General features: G+C 70.2%; 17 protein-coding genes and 1 riboswitch. Of the genes, 12 read left to right on the forward strand and 5 right to left on the reverse strand.

Annotated features, from left to right (window positions below):
* Positions 1-136: 136 nt before the first annotated feature.
* A complete protein-coding gene (locus IE157_RS10650; protein ID WP_193519946.1) occupies positions 137-1,327 on the forward strand; it encodes an NAD(P)/FAD-dependent oxidoreductase in 1,191 nt (396 codons plus the stop codon).
* 52 nt (positions 1,328-1,379) lie between these two features.
* On the forward strand, positions 1,380-1,619 hold the full coding sequence (locus tag IE157_RS10655; RefSeq protein ID WP_064845656.1) for a VOC family protein: 240 nt from the start codon (positions 1,380-1,382) through the stop codon (positions 1,617-1,619).
* Between the two features lie 209 nt (positions 1,620-1,828).
* Here the strand turns inward: IE157_RS10655 and IE157_RS10660 are convergent, their stop codons facing one another.
* The 4 genes from IE157_RS10660 to IE157_RS10675 form a co-directional block, all read right to left on the reverse strand.
* Entirely contained in the window at positions 1,829-3,019 is a 1,191-nt protein-coding gene (locus tag IE157_RS10660) for a cystathionine gamma-synthase (protein ID WP_193519947.1), read from the reverse strand.
* Positions 3,020-3,050: 31 nt separating this feature from the next.
* Positions 3,051-4,358, reverse strand: a complete 1,308-nt coding sequence (locus IE157_RS10665; RefSeq protein ID WP_193519948.1) for an aminotransferase class I/II-fold pyridoxal phosphate-dependent enzyme — start codon at positions 4,356-4,358, stop codon at positions 3,051-3,053.
* Positions 4,359-4,432: 74 nt separating this feature from the next.
* Entirely contained in the window at positions 4,433-6,922 is a 2,490-nt protein-coding gene (gene metE, locus IE157_RS10670) for a 5-methyltetrahydropteroyltriglutamate--homocysteine S-methyltransferase (protein WP_193519949.1), read from the reverse strand.
* A gap of 197 nt (positions 6,923-7,119) precedes the next feature.
* Positions 7,120-8,073 carry a methylenetetrahydrofolate reductase gene (locus IE157_RS10675; RefSeq protein WP_318281439.1) on the reverse strand — a complete coding sequence of 318 codons (954 nt, stop codon included), beginning with the start codon at positions 8,071-8,073 and terminating at the stop codon, positions 7,120-7,122.
* A gap of 80 nt (positions 8,074-8,153) precedes the next feature.
* Positions 8,154-8,270, reverse strand: a riboswitch (SAM riboswitch).
* 49 nt (positions 8,271-8,319) lie between these two features.
* Here IE157_RS10675 and IE157_RS10680 point away from each other — a divergent pair.
* Both IE157_RS10680 and IE157_RS10685 read left to right on the forward strand, forming a co-directional pair.
* Positions 8,320-8,724: a hypothetical protein gene (locus IE157_RS10680; protein ID WP_193519951.1), complete on the forward strand. Its 405-nt coding sequence runs from the start codon at positions 8,320-8,322 to the stop codon at positions 8,722-8,724.
* Positions 8,724-9,230, forward strand: a complete 507-nt coding sequence (locus IE157_RS10685) for a hypothetical protein (RefSeq protein WP_193519952.1) — start codon at positions 8,724-8,726, stop codon at positions 9,228-9,230. Before IE157_RS10680 ends, IE157_RS10685 begins: the two co-directional genes overlap by 1 nt.
* Positions 9,231-9,348: 118 nt before the next feature.
* Here IE157_RS10685 and IE157_RS12965 read toward each other — a convergent pair whose 3' ends face one another.
* Positions 9,349-10,197: a thermonuclease family protein gene (locus IE157_RS12965; protein ID WP_318281440.1), complete on the reverse strand. Its 849-nt coding sequence runs from the start codon at positions 10,195-10,197 to the stop codon at positions 9,349-9,351.
* Between the two features lie 366 nt (positions 10,198-10,563).
* Between IE157_RS12965 and IE157_RS10695 the strand changes: the two genes are divergently transcribed.
* The 8 genes from IE157_RS10695 to IE157_RS10730 all read left to right on the forward strand — a co-directional run bounded on the left by IE157_RS10695 (position 10,564) and on the right by IE157_RS10730 (position 17,577).
* Positions 10,564-11,433 (forward strand): fructosamine kinase family protein, encoded by an 870-nt coding sequence (locus IE157_RS10695; RefSeq protein WP_193519953.1) that lies wholly within the window; start codon positions 10,564-10,566, stop codon positions 11,431-11,433.
* 172 nt (positions 11,434-11,605) lie between these two features.
* Entirely contained in the window at positions 11,606-12,112 is a 507-nt protein-coding gene (locus IE157_RS10700) for a MarR family winged helix-turn-helix transcriptional regulator (RefSeq protein ID WP_085106588.1), read from the forward strand.
* Positions 12,109-13,395, forward strand: a complete 1,287-nt coding sequence (locus IE157_RS10705) for a polyprenyl synthetase family protein (RefSeq protein ID WP_318281441.1) — start codon at positions 12,109-12,111, stop codon at positions 13,393-13,395. The genes IE157_RS10700 and IE157_RS10705 overlap by 4 nt, the downstream gene beginning before the upstream one ends.
* A gap of 11 nt (positions 13,396-13,406) precedes the next feature.
* Positions 13,407-14,306: a phytoene/squalene synthase family protein gene (locus IE157_RS10710; protein ID WP_098053666.1), complete on the forward strand. Its 900-nt coding sequence runs from the start codon at positions 13,407-13,409 to the stop codon at positions 14,304-14,306.
* Positions 14,303-15,931 (forward strand): phytoene desaturase family protein, encoded by a 1,629-nt coding sequence (crtI, locus tag IE157_RS10715; RefSeq protein ID WP_035964988.1) that lies wholly within the window; start codon positions 14,303-14,305, stop codon positions 15,929-15,931. The genes IE157_RS10710 and crtI overlap by 4 nt, the downstream gene beginning before the upstream one ends.
* A complete protein-coding gene (locus IE157_RS10720; protein ID WP_193519954.1) occupies positions 15,931-16,296 on the forward strand; it encodes a lycopene cyclase domain-containing protein in 366 nt (121 codons plus the stop codon). Before crtI ends, IE157_RS10720 begins: the two co-directional genes overlap by 1 nt.
* Positions 16,293-16,712: a lycopene cyclase domain-containing protein gene (locus IE157_RS10725; protein WP_193519955.1), complete on the forward strand. Its 420-nt coding sequence runs from the start codon at positions 16,293-16,295 to the stop codon at positions 16,710-16,712. Before IE157_RS10720 ends, IE157_RS10725 begins: the two co-directional genes overlap by 4 nt.
* Complete coding sequence (locus IE157_RS10730) at positions 16,702-17,577, forward strand: prenyltransferase (protein WP_193519956.1); 876 nt, start codon at positions 16,702-16,704, stop codon at positions 17,575-17,577. Before IE157_RS10725 ends, IE157_RS10730 begins: the two co-directional genes overlap by 11 nt.
* Positions 17,578-17,581 lie beyond the last annotated feature (4 nt).

Here is a 17,581-nt window from a genome sequence, read left to right on the forward strand (position 1 = left end):
TGGGAGAGTAAGACACCGCCGGGATTAACATGAAAGAAAGAAGTGGTCGAGGCCGCACCCCCTTAGGGGCGCGGCCTCCCACCATTTAACACGCCGGAACGCTGTAGTGTCTGGGGCTATGGTCGTTGAAGCAGCTGTGAAGCCTCCGAACCGAGCGCGCGTCGTCGTGGTGGGCGGTGGCAATGGCGGGATCGCCCTGGCCTCGCGCCTGAATCGCAAGGGCGAGAGCGACGTCGTGATCGTTGAGCCCCGCTCGGAGCATTTCTACCGCCCGCTCTTGTCCTACGTGGGAGCCGGCCTGGCGACCCTGGGCGATGCACGGCGGGAGCAAAGCAAAGTCATGCCGGAGGGATCCACCTGGGTGCGCGACGTCGTGACACGGGTCCATCCCGAACTCTCCACGGTGACCCTGGGCAGCGGCGCGACGATCGGCTACGACCAGCTCGTGCTCGCCGCCGGCTCGCGTCCCGACTGGGACTTCATCCCGGGATCGGCTGAGGCCGTCCTGTCCGAGAACGCGTCCACTAACTATCTGTTCGATCTCGCCCCGAAGACGTGGCGACTCGTGGACGGCGCCACCTCGGGGACCGCTGTGTTCACGATGCCCGACACCACGTGCCCGTGTGCGGGGGCCGCCCAGAAGATTCTCTACATGGCGTGCGATCTGTGGCGCAGCCGCGGTTTCCTGGACGACATGCGGGTGGTCCTCACCGTCCCGGAAGACACGATCTTCGGCGTCCCCGTCGTGGACGATGAACTACAACGGGCGGTCGACGATTACGGGATCGAGCTACGCACGCGTACCCGTGTCCGGTCGGTGGACTTGAGGACGAGCGCGATCACGATCGAATCCGACGGTGCCACGGAGGACATCTCGTACGACTTCCTGCACCTCACGCCCCCGCACATCGCCCCGGACTGGGTGGTGGATTGCGGCCTTTCCACCGAGGGAGCGCGCGGGTTCGTGGACGTGGATCCCGGGACGCTGCGTCATCGTCAGTACGAGAACGTCTGGGCACTCGGGGACATCGCGGCCACCCCGGGCTCCAGTTCCGGTGGTGCGCTGCGGAAGCAGACACCGGTCGTCGCGCAGAACGTCCTGTCCGCGATGCGCGGGCAGCCCGCCACTGCCCGGTACTCCGGGTACACCGTGAGTCCGTTCACCGTCTCCCGCCGCACGCTGGTGCTGGCGGAGTTCACCGCGGACGGCACCCCCAAGCCCAGCAGCAAGGTGTTCGACCCGCGGAAGGAACGCAGGTCCACGTTCCTCTTCGACCGCTGGGGCCTTCCTTGGATCTACTGGCACCGCATCCTGCGGGGTAAGTGACGCTTCGCGCTCCCCCGCCCGGAGCGACCCCGCACCGATCACCGACCCCGAGGTGGGATCCCATGCAGAAAAGATCATCCCGCACGTGTGGTGCCAGGGCACCGCGGAGGAAGCAGTCGCGTTCTACCGGAACGCCCTGCCGGACTGCATGCTCGCCGGTTCGTCCCGGTATCCGTCGGAGGGGGTGCCCGATTTCCAGCAGACGTTCGCCGGCGAACTGCTCACCGCGGATCTGCGGATCGGGGACTACCACGTGGTCCTCATCAACGCGGGTAACGCATGCTGGAGATGAAAAAGCTGAGTATCGCGGGGCTGCGCGGGGACTGACTCCGAGGATCCCGCGCGTCTGCCTCTGGGGCGGCCCGCGCAGGTCGTTTCGGTCAGTTGCACCGGGCAGGTGGCCGACGGCTGCATTCTCGGGGGCCACCTGCCCGGGCCAAGATCGACGGTCCCCTGTCCCAGGTCGGGGTCGACGCGTCCCTCTTCCGGGTCAGGACCGGTTCACCTGGCTGCGCCGAGCGCCCGGTCCAGGTCCGCCAGGTGATCCTCGATGTCCTCGATCCCCACGGACAGGCGCACCAGATCCTCGGGAACCTCGTACGGGGTGCCCACCCGGGAACCGTGGGTCATGCTATGGGGCACGCACGCGAGGGACTCTACACCCCCCAGGCTCACCGAGAGGTTGTAGAGCTCAGTTTCGCGCACGAACGCGTGGGCGGCCTCGATGCCCCCGGCGGGCCGGAATGAGATGATGCCGCCGAATCCGCCGGTGAGGGTTTGTGCAGCCAGCTCGTGCTGCGGGTGTTCCTCGAGACCGGGGTAGTTGACCTCCAGGACGTCGGAGCGTGAGCGCAGGAAGCGGGCCACCTCCAGCGCATTCGAGCAGTGCCGTTCCATGCGCAGCGGGAGGGTCTTCAACCCCCGGGCCGCGAGGAACGAGTCGAACGGGCCGGCCACCGCGCCCCCGGCGAACTGCTGGAACCCGATGAGCTCGGACAGCGGCTGACCCCGCCACTCGGTGTCACCCACGACCACGGCACCGCCGAGCACGTCCGAGTGCCCGCCGATGTACTTGGTCGTGGAATGCACGACCACGTGGGCGCCGAGCACGAGCGGGTTCTGCAGGGCGGGGGACGCGAAGGTGTTGTCCACGACGAGGAGGGCGTCGGCGTCGTCGGCCACCTGCGCCCACGCGGCGATGTCCGCGACGCGCAACAACGGGTTGGACGGCGTCTCGAGCCACAGGACCTTGGTGCGTCCGGGGAGGACGGTCTCCGCGGCGTCGGACGCGGAGGCGGACGGCACGAAGCCGTGCTCGATACCCCACTTGGACAGCACCTGGTCCACGAGGCGGAACGTGCCGCCGTAGACGTCCGAGGCGAGCACGATGTGATCCCCCGGGGCAAGGACCGCGCGCAACAAGGCGTCCTCCGCGGCCATGCCGGAGGCGAACGCGAAGGCCCGGGTGCCCTGCTCGAGGGAGGCGAGCTGTTCCTCGAAACCGTTGCGTGTGGGATTGGAACCGCGGCTGTATTCGTGGCCCCCGGTGCGGAACTGGTTCACGCCGTCCTGGACGAACGTGGAGGTCTGGTAAATGGGCGGGACCACGGCGCCGGTGGTCGGGTCGGGCTGTTGGCCGTCGTGGATGGCGCGCGTGGCGAGTCCGGGCAGGCGGGTGTCGGTGCGGATCATGGGGTGGTCTCCTTCGGGGGGTGCGGGCAGCTCAGTGGGCCGCGGTGGTCGACGCCGAGCGGGGCTGCGGTGCGTGCGCCGGGGCGATGACCGACAGGGCTTGGAAGAGATCGGCCGTGAGATCGGCTTCGTCCTCGAGCCCCACGCTCACGCGCAGGGTCCGCTCGGTGATCCCGCTCGCGCGGAACTGCTCGGGCGTGAGGCGGCAGTGGGTCATGCTCGCGGGGTGCGCCACGAGGGTACGGACGTCACCGATGTTGGCCGCGAGTTTGATCAGACGCAGCGAGTTCACGGCATGCTCGACCTGTTCCGGGGTTCCCTTGAGGTCGATCGAGAACACGCCGCCCACCCCGCGGTAGCCTCCGGTCTCCCGCAGCTGTTGCTGTCGCGGATCCCCGAAGCGGGGGTGGTGGACACGCTCCACCGCGGGATGCTCGGCCAGGGTGAGGGCGAGTCGCTCCGCCGTGGCGGACTGGCGTTCCACGCGCACACCCAGGGTCGTGATGCCCTGCAGGATCTCGTGGGCCGTGGTCGCGCCCATGCACGGGCCCAGGTCGTTGAGGTACTTGCACCGGGCCACACCCAGCAGCGCACGCCGGGCACCGAAGACCTCCACGGGGGAACGGTCCCCCCAGCGGTGGTGCTTGCGGGTCAGCCACGGCCACCGTTCGGGGTCCTCGGTGGGGTCGAAGGACCCGGTGTCCACGAGCACACCGCCCAGGGGCCCGCCGTGTCCCGAGAGGTACTTGGTGGCCGAGTGCACCACGAGGTCCGCACCGTGGCGCCCGGGAGTGTAGAGGTGCGGCGTGGCCACGGTGTTGTCCACGATCACGACCACACCGTTGCGGTGCGCGATCTCCGCGATCGCCTCGAGTTCGGGCAGTTCCGTGAGCGGATTGGCCACGGATTCGAGGAAGAACACGCGCGTGCCGGGGCGCAGGGCATCCTCCCACTGCTGCGGTTCGCGGGGATCCGCGAACGTGACCTCCAGGCCCGTGTCCGCGAGGGTGTCCGTGAGCAGGTCCACCGTCCCGCCGTAGATCCGCGAGGAGACGACGACGTGCGCGTCCTTCGCGGGCCCGGTCAACGTGAGCAAAGCGAGGCTCACCGCGGCTTGTCCCGACGACGTCGCGACCGCGCATTCCCCTCCCTCCAGCCGCGCGACCTCGGCCTCGAGCGCCGCGACGTTCGGATTACCCGTGCGGGCGTACGTGAAACCGCTCGCGCGCTGGGCGAAGACCTCACGGGCGTCGGCCAGGGTCTCGAACGCGTACGCGGCACTGTGGTGGATGGGCCGGACGATGGGTGTGCCCAGCGGTGCGGGGGTGGCTGCGGTCATGGTCTTCTTCCTTCCTCGGCGCACCCGGTGGCCGCGCGGCGGCGGCCACCGGGTGGACGTTCCCTACGGGTGAATCAGCGCTGCGCCGGAGTATCCGCGGCAGGGGTCGACGACGCGGCGACAGTGACGCTCCCGGACACGGTCGTCGCGTCGTTCGGGTCCACGTTCGCCGGTGCACCTGCGGGCGCGCCGGCCGTCCGAGCGGCGTCGTCGGCGGAGAGTTCCGCGCGCACGGTGACCGCCGCGGCGACCAGCCGGTCCAGTGCGGCCTCGGTCTCGGGCCAGCCGCGGGTCTTCAACCCGCAGTCGGGGTTAACCCACACGCGCTCGGCGCCGATCTCGTGCGCCGCGTGGCGGATGCGCCCCGCGACCTCCTCGAACGTGGGGACCCGGGGCGAGTGGATGTCCCACACGCCGGGACCCACGTCCCGAGGGAAGTCGGATGCCGCGAGCCCGGTCACGATGCCCGAACCGGAGCGGGACGCCTCGAGCGTGGTGACGTCCGCGTCCAGGGCGTCGATCGCGTCCAGGACGGTCTCGAACTCCGAATAGCACAGGTGGGTGTGGATCTGGGTGTCCGCGGCCGCCCCGCCCGTGGCCAGGCGGAACGCCCCCACGGACCACTCGAGGTACGCCGGGCGCTCGGCCGCCCGCAGGGGCAGCAGCTCGCGCAGCGCGGGCTCGTCCACCTGGATCACGGGCGTTCCCGCGCGCTCGAGATCCGCGATCTCGTCCCGCAGGGCGAGTGCGACCTGGTCGGCGACCTCGGCGGCCGGAGCGTCGTCGCGCACGAAGGACCACGCGAGGATCGTGACCGGCCCGGTCAACATGCCCTTGACGGGGCGCTCGGTCAGGGACGCGGCGTACGAGGTCCAGTCCACCGTGATCGGCGCGGGGCGCGAGACGTCCCCGAACAGGATCGACGGGCGCGTGCAGCGCGATCCGTAGGACTGCACCCAGCCGTGCTGCGTGGTCACGAAACCGTCCAGGCCCTCCGCGAAGTACTGCACCATGTCGTTGCGCTCGGGTTCGCCGTGCACCAGGACGTCGAGCCCCAGTTCCTCCTGGACGCGCACCGTGTGGGCGATCTCCGCGCGGATCGCGTCCGTGTACTCGGCCTCCGTGATCCGCCCCGCGCGGTGGTCCGCCCGGGTCTTGCGGATCTGCGGCGTCTGCGGGAAGGATCCGATGGTCGTGGTGGGCAGCACGGGCAAGCGCAGACGTTCGCGCTGGGCAGCGCGGCGCTGTTCGGCGTCCGCGCGCTGGCGGTCCGCGTCCTGCACCGCGGCGGTGCGCTCGCGGATCTCGGCCTTGTGAGTTGCCGGGTGCTCGGCGCGGGCCGCGCGGATCGTGGCGTCCTCGTCCAGGGTGTCCCGGATGGCATCCCAGCCGTGCTCGACGCCGCGCGCGAGCCCGACCACCTCGGTCACCTTCTGGTCCGCGAACGCGACCCAGCTGGTGACGTCCGGATCCAGTGCGGTCTCGCGGGCGACGTCGTGCGGGACGTGCAGCAGCGGCGTCGCGGTGCCCACGGCCACCGGCCCGCGGGCCGCGGCGCGCAGCCGGTCCAGGGTCTCGACGGCGCGCGCGAGGTCGGTGCGCCACACGGTGCGTCCGCCCACGACGCCGCCCACGACGGGGCGTTCGCCCCATGCCTCGAGTGCCTTCTTGCCGGGGACGTCCCCGCGGTCGAGGTCGATGGCCAGGGCGTCGACGTTCGTGTGGGCCAGGGCGAGCTGGGCGTCCTCGCCGGCATCGCCGTAGCCCACGGTCACGAGGATCGCGGGGCGCTGTTGCTCGTTCGAAAGTTGGGTGTAGGCGCTCTCGAGGGCGGCCACGAGTTCGGTGCGTTCCACGCTCCACCCGTCCGCGGCGAGGGCCGGCTCGTCGAGTTGCACCCATTCGACGCCGGCCTCAGCCAGGGCTCGCAGGATCGCGGCGTATTCGGCCACGACGTCGTCGAGGCGCTGCAGGGGGTGACTTGCGACGGCATCGGTGGTCTCGGGGCGTGAGAGCAAGAGCAGGCTCACGGGGCCCACGAGGACCGGGCGGGTGGTGATCCCGGTGGTCCCGAGGGTGGTCCGGTAGCGGGACACGAGACTCTCGGGGTTCGCACGCAACGGGGTGTCCGGGCCGATCTCGGGTACGTAGTAGTGGTAGTTGGTGTCGAACCACTTGGTCATCTCGAGCGGCTCCAACCGATCGGTGCCGCGGGACAACGCCGTGATCAGCTCGATCCCGCGGGGCGTGTCCGGGGCGGCGGGCTCGTAGCCGTCCGCGATGAACCGCGCGGGAACCGCGCCCAGCGCCAGGGACGTGTCCAGGACGTGGTCCACCGCGAACCCCTCGGACGGCACAGCGTGATCCGCGGTGAGGCCGAGTTCGGACAATCGCGTGGCGGTGCGCTCACGCAACCGGGCGAGGGTGTCCAGCACGGTGGTGGCGGGGTGCTGTTGCGGGTCCTTCCAATAGGACTCGAGTGCGCGCTTGAGCTCGCGGTCGGGGCCGATGCGGGGGTAGCCCAGGATCGTGGCGGCGGGGAACGGGACGGGCTGGGTGCTCATGGGAACTCCTCGGAGCTGGTGTGGGGTATGGCGGTTAGGGGGTGTGATGAGCCGCGGCAACGGGTGTGCTCCGGCGCGGCGGGGTAAGGGGAACGTCAGCGTGGGTGGTGCCGCTACGAACGATTTTCGGCCTGCCCGGATGTGGCGGTCGAAGCCAACACGATCGGTTCACGGGTCGGTCGGGGCTGGTGCGGCGGTCAGGCCGCGGGGCTGCGGCCTCGGTATTCGCGTGCGGCATCCCGGACCCGCAGGTGCTCCAGGATGGTCAGCGCCGCCTCGGGGCGGTTGAACGTGTACAGGTGGAAACCGGCGCAGCCCAGATCCATGAGGTCGTCGATCAGGGACAGGGTGGCCGCGACCCCTCGGTGGCGCAGTTTCTCAGGAGTGTCGGCGCGCAGGAACCGGGTGAGGCGTTCCGGGACCCGGACCCCGGTGATCTCGGTCATGCGCTGCAACCGTTGCGGGTTGCTCAGCGGCATGAGCCCGGCGACCACGGGGATGTGGATGCCCTCCGAGCGCGCGCGTTCCAGGAACGTGGCGTAGTCCTCGGGTTCGTAGAGCACCTGCGTGATCGCGTAGTCCGCACCGGCCTCCTGCTTGTCCCACAGGGACGCGAGATCCGCCTCGAAGTCGCGGCCTCGCGCGGGGGACGGGTAGCACGCCACCGACACGGACAGCGGTCGCTGACCCGGGCGGAACCCGGTGCCGAAGCGACGTCGTTCGACGTCCCGGATCAGCTCCACCAGTTGGGAGGCCCGGCCCAGGCCACCCGCGGGGGTCCGCCATTCCCCGGTACCCAGGGGCGGGTCGCCGCGCAGCGCGAGGAGGTCGCGAACGCCGTCGTCCAGCAACTGGTCCACGGCGCGCTCGAGACCCGCGCGGTCCGTGCCACCGCACGTGAAGTGCGCCATGACCGGGGTCTTGGTCGTGCGGCGCAGGTGGCGCAGCGCCTCGCGGGAGACGCCGTGATGGCCGGCGTGACCGTGGGTGACGGAGAAGAAATCCGGCCCGGCCTGGGCCATGGCGTCGATGTTGCGCCACACAGTGTCCGGGTCCGCGGTGGGCCGCGGCGGGAACACTTCGAACGAGACGAGCGTGGAGCGGCGCGGGCGCCGGACCAGCCAGGACGTCCCCGTGGGCGGGCCAGTCACGGGCGCGGGTTCTGACGCTGCGAGGGGTGCGGGCATATAAAAAATCCTCCGGCCTTAGGACGCCGGAGGACGAGCTCCGAGCGCCGTACTTGCCGACCACGCGGTTGCGCGGCGGCCGGATCCTCATCTGGGGCACCCCACTACAGCTGGAGGGTTGCCGCCCGGCTAGCCAGAGCTTCGCACCGGGACTCATGATCCTTTGTTACGAGTAAGCGTAGCACAGCCCCGTGACGAGGCCCACGAACGATGACGGAACCGCCGGCCTCCCGCCGCGCTCGTCTTCCCAAGCGGGCGGAATGGACCGCACGGGGGCACCTGGGCCCTGCCGTGGTCATCCTGCCCCACGACGTGCAGGACATGAAGATGCCCGAGTTGGGACCCGAGAACTGGCTCTTGCGCTCGATAGCCGTCGCGCCGTCGACCGCGGAAGCCTCGGAGCAGGACAGTGTGACGCCGTCGCCCTCCGTCACCGCCACGCCCACCGCGAGCGAGGCGGCGGTGACGGCCGGGGCACTCACCCAGACGTTCACGACCCCGGGCGGGACCACGAGTTTCCGATACCCGACGAACTGGACCGTGGCTCCCTCCGCGACCTCCATCCCGAGTACGGTACGAGGGACGTCCGGGATGCCCGCCACGAGAAGGTCCTGATGCTGTCGCTGCGGCCCGACGCCGGCATCGCGAGCCCCGCGATCCCCCCGCACGAGACCACGCTGGGGACTTTCCCCGGGGCGCGCGATGCACATGGCACTCCGTTGCGGATCGCCGCCGGCCCGTTCCCGGGGCAGGCCCCGGGTGTGAACATGGCGGTCGTCTACGGCATCACGCCCGCCGCGGAGGCTGGGGACACCTTCGGGTTCGTCCCGCGGGGTGACGGCACCACGGTCTCGTTCGAGGGCACGCACGAGGGCGGCCGCAACGATGCCGTGGACATGGACGCGGAGACCCGGGAGTTCCTGTCCGGGGGCCGGTTCCGGCAGGAGATCCTCCCGGTCGTGCAGTCGTTCACCATGGCGCCGGCCGCGGGCGGGTCCGCGTCCTCGCAGGCACCCGCTCCGACGACGACGCCGTCCCCCTTGCGCAGCGCGACCGCCAACCCCGGTCGTCACGAACCCTGGGACCTGCCGGGAGCGACGTCGTCCACGCAGGAACCCTGAGTTCGGGCCGCCGTGCATCCGGCGGCTCGCCGGTCGCGTGACGAAAGCGCGGCGAAAAGCAGGGACGCCCACCCGGTCAACCGACCGGTTGGGCGCGCCTTGGCGTGTCATCAGCGACTCAGCACGGGTGCCAGACCTTGCCTCCCGGTTCGTAGCACCGGGGGCCGGTGTAACCGGGATAGCCGCCATCACTCTCGGGAGCCGGGGGCACGTGGGGTGCCGCCGGCAGCTGCGGGGCAGCAGGTACCCGGGGCGCGGCCGGTAGCTGAGGTGCCGCGGGCTGCGCGGGGGCGGGGTCGTAGTTGTAGCTCGGTTGCGGAGCGGGATTGGGTTGGGGTGCCGGATCGCCCACGGCGACCTCGTCCTCCACGACCGCGGGAGGCGCCTCGAGCGTCGGCGTGGGAGTGGGTGTGGAGGACGGGGTGGGACTCGGCGTCGCGCTCGGGCTCGCGGTGCTCGAAGTTGTGGTGCCGGGGGATGCGGATTCCCCCGGCGGCGCGCAGTCCTGCTTCGGGTCGAAGAAACCGACCTGCATGGCCTGGGCCACGTTGTACGCGCTGTCCATCTCTCGCCGGTACGTGCTGTTGGCGCCCACGGTCATGGGTGTTGCCAGGCCCGCCTTGACGAGTGCCTGGTTGACGTTCAACCCGTCGTCGTCGCGGGTCACTCGGGCGAGGGTGCGCCCGTAGCGGTCCGTGCGTTCCACGTCGTAGTCCAGGTGGATCGTGGTTCCCTTGGGCAGGAGGTCCTCAAGCTTGGCCGTGGCCTCGTCCGCGAGGCACTCGCCGGGCTGACCGTCCCGCGCGACCTCCGGGGTATTGATGTTCAGCAGCCGCACCCGCGTGGACTTCCCCGCGATCGTGGCGTCCAGGGTGTCCCCGTCCACCACGCGTTCCACCGTGGCCACCGAGTCGTCCGGGGTGGGCGCGGACTCTGCGGCGCCGCCGCACGCGGTCAGGGCGAACAAGCTCGCCAGGACGACGGTGCTCGCACGGGCCCTCGGACCGGCGGCCCACCGGCGGCGGGCAGGATGGTGAATGGTCTCGGCAGGCATCGCGGTCCCGGGTCTCGGAGGAAGCACCCGGCATCATGTCGGTGCATTTGCAACGACGTTATTGTGCCAGAGGGTGTTCACCCTGCAGGGATCGGCGATCCGTGTCGCGTCACGTGATGCCTAGTGGAGTAAAAGCACCTGGGGGTGCCTCAAAACTGCTTTAGCTCAGTAAAAGCAGAGGGGGGGGTGAGGCGGAGCTAGGTGTCGGGCGGGGGATGCGCTCGGGGCAGCGGGTGGGCGCGGGGTGGTGCGCTGTGCGGCATGGTGTAGACAAGACGCATGGCCACCATCGATGAGCTTCCCGGTGAGATCGTCGCGGACCTGCGTGTGAGCGATGCCCGTCCCCTGAGCGGCGGGGACACCGCCCACGCATACTGGCTCGAGACCCCGGACGGGCCCCTGTTCGCCAAGACCATGCCGGGTGCCCCGGCGGGCGTGTTGGCGTTGGAGGCGGCGGGACTCGAGGAGCTGCGCGCCGTCGCCCCCGCCGAGGTGCGGGTGCCCAGGGTGCATCACGTGGGCGATGAGGCCCTGGTGCTCGAGTGGATCGACGAGGGTCCCGGACGGCAGGACCGTGCCACGGAACGCAGCATGGGGGCCGGTCTCGCGGCCATCCACCGCGCGCGAGCCCCGCACGTCGGGTGGCTCTCGGCGGAGCTGCCGGAACGCATCGGCTCGTTCCCGGTGGATCTCACGCCCACGGACGACTGGGCCGACTTCCTGTTGCACCGCCGCATCGAGCCGTTACTGCGCGCGGCGATCGACGCGGGACACCTGGACCCCGCGGCGTCGGACCTGCTGGCGCGCGTGGCGCCGCGAGCGGACGAACTCGCGGGCCCTCCCGAGCCCCCGAGCCTGCTGCACGGTGACCTGTGGGCAGGCAACCGCGTGGTCGATCGCAACGGGACGAACTGGCTCATCGATCCGTCCTCGTTCTACGGACACCGCGAGTACGACCTGGCCATGATGCAGCTCTTCGGCGGTTTCGGGCGGGAATGCTTCGCGGCGTACGACGACGCCTACCCCCTCGCGGACGGCTGGCACGACCGGGTGCCGTGGTACCAGTTGCCGCCGCTGCTGGTGCATGCGATCAGGTTCGACGGTGGTTACGGCGGGGCGGTCCTACGGGCCCTGCGCAGTCTGATGTGACACTACGGGGCGCGTCCATCACCCGCTGAGGACAGGGCGTTCTCGGCCGATGACTGCTACAAGGCAGGTGCGGACAACGTTTTCCACCCGCGTGACATGGTTGGACACGTCCCCCGCACGTGCAGCATAATGTTTACTAGATTGTCTAGTTATCCACAACGCGAGGGACGCGATGGAGAGCAGTGCAACGTGGTACGGGCCGGTGAGCCCGCAGTCGCGTGCGCTGCGCCGGGTGGTCGTGCTCAACGCGGAGATCGCGTACGAGATCCGCCGCATCTTGGGGCTCAAGGGAACCGATTACGCGGCCATGGCCATGCTCATAGTCCATTCCATGGGGCCCACGGAACTGGCTCACGCACTGCACATCACGACGGCCTCCGCGACCGCGGTGGTGGACCGACTGGTGCGCGCGGGTCACGTGGTCCGGGAGCCCGTGGAGGGGGATCGACGCCGGATGACTGTGCGCGCGGTGACCTCGTCCAGGGAGCGGACCCGGGAGCACGTCGTGCCGGTAATCGGGATGGTCGAGGACGAGCTCGACGCCCTGGATGAGCCCGGGCGTGAGGCCGTCCTCCGGTTTCTGAGAGGTACCGAGTCCCGTCTGGAGGAGTACTTGGAAGACTTGCGCGGGCGCGCGGACCAGGCGTCCCAGGACGATCCCGGGGCGGGTGGGTCATGACCGAACGCGTACGCACCGCCCGGTCCCGTGAATCCCACCGAGCGGCTCCCGGGATCCCGTCCGTTGCCGATCCTGGGGCCTCCCCGAGTGTCGCCCCCGCCGACGACGCCGCCTGGTGCCGTTTCCGCACCGCCGTGGGGGAAGAGCTGGACGCGTTCTTCGCGGCCCCCGCGAATCGAGTTCCCACGAGCCCGGGTTTCGGGGTGCTGTGGGAGCGGGTGCGCGAGCACATGGTGGGCGGCAAGCTCATCCGGCCGCGACTGACTTGGATCGCGTGGTCCTCCTTCGCCGGGGGCGCGGGGGATGGATCGAGCGCGCCTGACCTGCTCGTCGCGCCGGACGCCGGGGATGCCGAGGAGACGCCGGGTGTGCGCGATGCGGCCGGAGACGGGAACCACACGGCGGGCGACCGGGAGACAGAGGTGCCGAACCCCGAGTGCGTGCGCCTGGCGGCGTCGTTCGAGATGCTGCACGCGGCCCTGCTGGTCCACGACGACGTGGTGGACCGCGACTGGCTGCGCCGGGGCATGCCCACGGTGGGAGAGCTGTTCCGCCGTGACGCGGCCCGCGCCGGCGCACCCGAGCACGAAGCGGAACACGCGGGGGCCTCGGCGGCGATCCTCGCGGGGGACCTGTTGTTGGCGGGGGCACTGCGGCTCGCGACCACGTGCGCATCGGACCTCGCGCGGTGTCGCGCCGTGGCGGACGTGGTGTTCGACGCCGTGACCGCCTCCGCGGCCGGGGAGCTGGATGACGTGCTGTTGTCCCTGCATCGCTTCGGCGCCGAGCACCCCGGGGTGCAGGACATCCTGGACATGGAGCGGCTCAAGACCGCCACGTATTCGTTCGAGGCCCCGCTGCGGGCCGGCGCACTGCTCGCGGGTGCTCCCGCGGACGTCGCGGAGCGGCTGGCCCAGGCCGGCGCCATGCTGGGCGTGGGGTACCAGGTGGTGGACGACGTCCTGGGGACGTTCGGTGACCCGGGACTGACCGGCAAATCGGTGGACGCGGATCTACGTTCGGGCAAGGCCACCGTGCTCACCGCCCACGGGATGGGGGTACCCACGGTCCGCCGGGTCCTCAGGGACCTCGCGGCGGAACGCACCACGGTGCATCACGCGCGGGAAGCGCTCACGGCCTCCGGCGCCAAGGACGTGGCCGTGGAACTGGCCACGGATCTCGTGGACCGCGCCCGGACCACCCTGGACGAACTGCCCCTGCCCGCGGCGCAGCGCGATCAGCTCGTCGCGCTGTGCCACCACGTCCTGAACAGACACTCGTAGTGAGGACCCCCATGCCGGATTCGGACGCGCCGCCCCTCTCGTCGCTTCGCCTGTATACCGCCACGGCCCTCGCGGCCTCCGGGTCGGTCATCGGCCGGTACTCCACATCCTTCTCGCTGGCGTGCCGCACTCTGCCGCCCGCCGTGCGCCGGGACATTGCGGGGATCTACGCGCTTGTACGCGTCGCGGATGAGGTCGTGGACGGCACCGCGGGCGCCGCGGGCCTCGAAGCCGCCCGCGTGCGCACCGCCCTGGACGGGTACGAAGCGGCTGTGAACTCGGCCCTGGCCACGGGATTCGCCACGGACCTGGTGATCCACGGCTTCGCGGACGTCGCCCGCCGTCACGGTTTCGGGCGGGAGCTGACCGAACCGTTCTTCGCGTCCATGCGCGCCGACCTGGACGTGGCCGAGCACGACGGCGCGTCGCTCGAGTCGTACATCTACGGTTCCGCGGAGGTCGTGGGACTCATGTGCCTCGAGGTGTTCATGGACATGCCCGGCACACGGGCGGACACCCCTGAGCAGCGGGACATGCTGCGGGCCACGGCCCGTCGGCTGGGAGCGGCCTTCCAGAAGGTGAATTTCCTGCGTGACCTCGGGGCGGACCACGACCAGCTCGGTCGCACGTATTTCCCGGGCGCGGACCCCGCCCACTTGGACGAGACCCAGAAGGCGCAGCTGCTCGCGGACCTCAATGCGGATCTCGACGCCGCGATGCCCGGGATCCTGGCCCTGGACCGGCGCGCTCGCCGGGCAGTCCTGATTGCGCACGGACTGTTCGCGGAACTGTCCCGGCGGATCGAACGCGTCCCCGCGCGGGAACTGACCAGACAACGCATCAGCGTGCCCACCGCGGTGAAACTGCGGATCGCGGCGCGCTCCCTCTCGGATTCGGTGGTGACACGATGACACGGACGGTGGTGATCGGCGGCGGTTTCGCGGGCCTGGCCACGGCGGGGCTGCTCGCCCAGGACGGGCACCGCGTGACCCTTCTGGAACAACAGGACATCCTGGGTGGGCGCTCCGGGCGGTGGTCCGCGGAGGGCTTCTCGTTCGACACCGGCCCCAGTTGGTACCTCATGCCGGAGGTCATCGACCGGTGGTTCCGGCTCATGGGCTCCAGCGCCGCAGCAGAACTGGACCTGCGCACCCTGAGCCCGGGCTACCGCACGTTCTTCGAGGAGCACCTGGACGAGCCACCGACGGACGTGGTCAGCGGGCACGCGGAGGAACTGTTCGAGCAACTGGACCCGGGATCCTCCCGTGCGCTGCGCATGTACCTGGACTCCGGCGCGGAAGTCTACGAGCTCGCCAAGAAGTACTTTCTCTACACGGATTTCGCGCACCCCCGTGAGCTCATGACCCCGCAGGTGCTCAAGAACCTCCCGCGGCTCGGCACACTGCTGACCCGGTCCATGAAGGGCTACATCGACCAGCGGTTCACCGATCCGCGGGAACGCCAGATCCTGGGGTACCCCGCGGTGTTCCTGGGCGCCTCGCCCTCGAGTGCTCCGGCCATGTACCACCTCATGAGTCACCTCGATCTCACGGACGGAGTGCAGTACCCCGTGGGTGGGTTCAGCGCGCTCGTGGACGCGATGGCCGAGCTGGTGCGCGCGGCCGGGGTCGAGATCGTGACCGGGGCGACCGTCACGGGGATCGACGTCGAGCGGGCACCGCGCTCCGTGCGTTCCCAGGTGGCTGCCGCCCGTTCACGACGTCGCTCGGCCGGCTCCGTGCGCGGCGTACGTTACCGTGCGACGTCATCGGCCTCGAATGCGCCGCGGACGGCGGCCGACGGTGCGGAGACCACCGTGCCCGCCGATCTCGTGGTGGGTGCCACGGATCTGCACCACATCCAGACCAGGTTGCTGCCCGAGCGGTACCGGGCCCCGGAATCGCGGTGGAAGCGCCGGGACCCGGGGCCGTCCGGGGTGCTCGTGTGCCTGGGCGTGCGGGGGAAATTGCCGCAATTGGCCCACCACAACCTGCTGTTCACGGCGGACTGGGACGACAACTTCGCGCGCATCGGTACCGGGCGGGAGCTCGCGGAGGAGACCTCGATCTACGTGTCCATGACGTCGGCCACGGACCCCGCTACTGCGCCCGAGGGGGACGAGAACCTCTTCATCCTGGTGCCCGCACCGGCCGTCCCCGAGTGGGGTCGCGGCGGGATCAGCACGCCGGAACGCCACGAACCGGGTTCGGAACAGGTCGAGCGGGTCGCGGACGCGGCCGTGGCGCAACTGGCCCGCTGGGCGAAGATCCCGGATCTCGAGTCCCGGGTCGTGGTGCGGCGCACGTACGGGCCGGGGGACTTCGTCGCCCAGTTCAACGCGTGGCGCGGTTCCCTCCTGGGCCCCGGTCACACGCTCGGCCAGTCCGCGATGCTGCGCCCCGGCGTGACCGATCCCGGGATTCGGGGCCTGTTCTACGCGGGGTCCTCGGTGCGCCCGGGGATCGGCGTGCCCATGTGCTTGATCTCATCCCAGGTGGTGTGGGACGCCATCCGCGAGGACAGCGGGGTGTCCTGATGTATTTGCTCATGCTGCTCGTGTTCCTGGGGTGCTACGCGCTGATCGACCGGCGGTGGAACCTCTACTTCTGGTCGGGGTACAAACTGCGGGCGTGGCTCGTGCTCGTCGTGGGGGTCCTGTTCTTCCTCGCGTGGGACGTTGTGGGGATCGTCAACGGGCTGTTCTGGCACGGCGAGAACTCGCTGACCCTGGGGATCTTGGTGGCCCCCGAACTGCCCCTCGAAGAGGTCTTCTTCCTGGCATTCCTGTGCTACCAGACCATGATCTACGTGCTCGGGGCACCCGTGCTGTGGCGGTGGCTGCGCGACCGGCGGGGCACCGCGGCGTCGTCGTCCGAACTGCGAGGAGGTCACGGAGCGTGACGTACTGGAGCGTGAACTTCATCTTCTTGGGCATCTCGGCAGTGGTGCTGCTTGTGGCCGTGCTCGTGCGGCGGCCGCGGGGGCTGTTCTGGGGATCCCTGGTGGCGTCCTTCGTGCTGCTCGGGGTGCTCACCGCGATCTTCGACAACCTCATGATCGCCGCCGGGATCATGACTTACACGGAGCACAACATCTCCGGCGCGCAGATCGGACTGGCCCCGCTCGAGGACTTCGCGTACCCGTTCGCGGGGGTGCTCCTGCTGCCGGCGCTGTGGTTGTTGCTCGGTGGTGCCCGCCAAGAACGCGGTGCCCGTGAAGAACGTCGTGCCGGCGACGGACGCGGGGCGCACGACGGACGCGGCGCTCGCGGTGCCCGAACGCCGGGGGCTGAGGAAAGGGGAGTCCGTGCTGAGTAAGCTCTTCTGGGCCTCGCGCCCCCTGAGCTGGGTGAACACCGCGTACCCGTTCACCGCGGCGGTGCTGCTGACCAGGGGCATCCCGTGGTGGCTCGTGGTGCTCGGCACGGTGTTCTTCCTGGTGCCCTACAACCTGGCCATGTACGGCATCAACGACGTCTTCGACTACGAGTCCGATCTGCGCAATCCCCGCAAGGGCGGGGTGGAGGGTGCCGTGGTGGACCGTGCCGCGCAACGCCCCGTGTTGCTGGCCTCGTGCCTGGTCCCGGTGCCCTTCGTCCTGGTGCTCCTGGGGTACGCGGTGGCCACGGGCAACTGGGTGTCCATCGCGGTGCTCGCGGTCTCGCTGTTCGCCGTGGTGGCGTACTCGTGGGCCGGGCTGCGGTTCAAGGAACGCCCGTTCGTGGACGCGATGACGAGTGCCACCCACTTCGTCTCGCCCGCGGTCTACGGCCTGACGCTGGCGGGCGCCACGTTCACACCGGGACTGTGGGCGCTGCTCATCGGGTTCTTCCTGTGGGGCATGGCCTCCCAGATGTTCGGCGCGGTCCAGGACGTGGTCCCGGACCGGGAGGGCGGACTCGCGTCCGTGGCCACGGTGCTCGGGGCCCGGCCCACCGTGTGGGTGGCCGCGCTGCTGTACGCCCTGGCGGGCGGGCTCATGGTGTTCACCGAGTGGCCAGGCCAGCTCGCCGCACTGCTCGCGGTGCCGTACCTGCTCAACGTGCTGCGCTTCAGCGGTGTCACGGACACCGATTCCGGGCGGGCCAACGCGGGGTGGAAGACCTTCCTGTGGTTGAACTACCTCACCGGTTTCCTGGTGACCATGCTGCTCATCTGGTGGGCCGCGGTGCGCCCGGGCTGACCCC

The sequence above is a fragment of the Kocuria marina genome, from assembly GCA_014652975.1.
Classification (GTDB): domain Bacteria; phylum Actinomycetota; class Actinomycetes; order Actinomycetales; family Micrococcaceae; genus Kocuria; species Kocuria marina.

Bases quoted from the DNA above. Each gene is read 5' to 3' on its own strand.
- IE157_RS10710 (WP_098053666.1), top strand. From the start codon at position 13,407: ATGCCGGATTCGGACGCGCCGCCCCTCTCGTCGCTTCGCCTGTATACC.
- IE157_RS10660 (WP_193519947.1), bottom strand. From the start codon at position 3,019: ATGATCCGCACCGACACCCGCCTGCCCGGACTCGCCACGCGCGCCATC.
- IE157_RS10695 (WP_193519953.1), top strand. From the start codon at position 10,564: ATGGCCACCATCGATGAGCTTCCCGGTGAGATCGTCGCGGACCTGCGT.
- IE157_RS10720 (WP_193519954.1), top strand. From the start codon at position 15,931: ATGTATTTGCTCATGCTGCTCGTGTTCCTGGGGTGCTACGCGCTGATC.
- IE157_RS10705 (WP_318281441.1), top strand. From the start codon at position 12,109: ATGACCGAACGCGTACGCACCGCCCGGTCCCGTGAATCCCACCGAGCG.
- metE (WP_193519949.1), bottom strand. From the start codon at position 6,922: ATGAGCACCCAGCCCGTCCCGTTCCCCGCCGCCACGATCCTGGGCTAC.
- crtI (WP_035964988.1), top strand. From the start codon at position 14,303: ATGACACGGACGGTGGTGATCGGCGGCGGTTTCGCGGGCCTGGCCACG.
- IE157_RS10685 (WP_193519952.1), top strand. From the start codon at position 8,724: ATGCTGTCGCTGCGGCCCGACGCCGGCATCGCGAGCCCCGCGATCCCC.
- IE157_RS10665 (WP_193519948.1), bottom strand. From the start codon at position 4,358: ATGACCGCAGCCACCCCCGCACCGCTGGGCACACCCATCGTCCGGCCC.
- IE157_RS10700 (WP_085106588.1), top strand. From the start codon at position 11,606: ATGGAGAGCAGTGCAACGTGGTACGGGCCGGTGAGCCCGCAGTCGCGT.
- IE157_RS10680 (WP_193519951.1), top strand. From the start codon at position 8,320: ATGACGGAACCGCCGGCCTCCCGCCGCGCTCGTCTTCCCAAGCGGGCG.